This is a genomic window from Nocardioides marmoraquaticus (assembly GCF_054777915.1).
Genome location: NZ_BAAHAA010000055.1, coordinates 1 through 1,217, shown reverse-complemented (window position 1 = coordinate 1,217; position 1,217 = coordinate 1). Strand labels below are relative to the sequence as shown.

At 71.7% G+C, this 1,217-nt stretch carries 1 protein-coding gene; it reads right to left on the bottom strand.

Features of this window, described 5'->3' with window-relative positions:
- Positions 1 to 633: 633 nt before the first annotated feature.
- On the bottom strand, positions 634 to 1,217 hold a 584-nt coding region (locus ACYU8I_RS18845; RefSeq protein ID WP_460843878.1), incomplete at its 5' end, for an HNH endonuclease signature motif containing protein.

The following is a 1,217-nucleotide window of genomic DNA, read 5'->3' as shown; positions in this document are numbered from 1 at the left end:
TCCTTAGACAGCTCCACTTCACAACCGGAGGCCTTCACCTCTCCAGCACCATCAGGTCCGTGTCACGAAACAACGTCCCCGGACATCACAGCTAGCCCGCCCCCAGCCCGAAGGGCTCCGGTCGAGCTCGTCGAGGCCATCGGGTGTGCCCGAGCAGTACGCCGCTCCCTGAGGTGCGAGCGCAGCGAGCCTGCCGGTCCCTGAGGTGCGAGCGGAGCGAGCCTGCCGGTCCCTGAGGTGCGAGCGGAGCGAGCCTGCCGGTCCCTGAGGTGCGAGCGGAGCGAGCCTCGAAGGGGCGGCTCGGCCTCGAAAAGCTCGACCAGCGGTTGGGTGGGCGTCCGTCGTTGTACGGGCTCTGGCGAGCTGACGCCTCACTGGGTGCGGGTGGGTCGAGCTCGCCGCTCCCTGAGGTGCGAGCGGAGTGAGCCTCGAAGGGGCGGGGCGGTGGTCTCGGCGGGCTCGACCAGCGGGTGGGCGTCCGTCGTTGTGCGGGTTCTGGCGAGCTGCCGCCTCACTGGGTGCGGGTGGGTCGAGCGTGCTGGTCCCTGAGGTGCGAGCGGAGCGAGCCTCGAAGGGGCGGCGCTGGGCGCGCCGGTGGCCCGGCCGCCGGGTGGGTGGCCGGGTCAGCGGGGCTCAGTGGCTGAGGGGTGCTCGGCTGTGGGGGATGACGCTGTAGGTGTGTCCGGTGGGGCTGGTCCAGCGGTAGCTGCCGTCGCGCTGGCGTCGGTAGGTCCAGTCGTGGTGGGTCTTGGCGTTGTGGTGTCGCCGGCACAGCGGGGCGAGGTTGGCGGCGTTGGTCTGGCCGGGTGGTCCGCCGTCGTCCGGTGACTGGTAGGCCTCGATGTGGTCGAGGTCGCAGGCCCTCGAGTCGCGGCGGCAGCCGGGAAAGACGCAGTGGGCGTCACGGGTCACGACCTGCCCGTGCATGAGCGGTGTCGGGTCGTGGGTGTCGACGGCCGCGTCACTGTCGAGATCGATGGGTCGCAGGTCGATCACGGGTGTGTCGATGCCGTGCCGTGCGAGCCAGGCCCGGACGTCGGCCCCGGTGGTCGGTCCGGTGGTCGAGGAGGTTGCGCAGCAACCGTCTCGAGACCCCTGGATCAGCACTTCTCTGACCCGGACGCGGCCGCCGTGAGCGGCGCGCCTGCGGATCCAGGCGGCGAGCTGTGGGGCAGAGACGGCGCCGCGGGTCTCCTCGGCGAAGGTGCCGTGCTCGG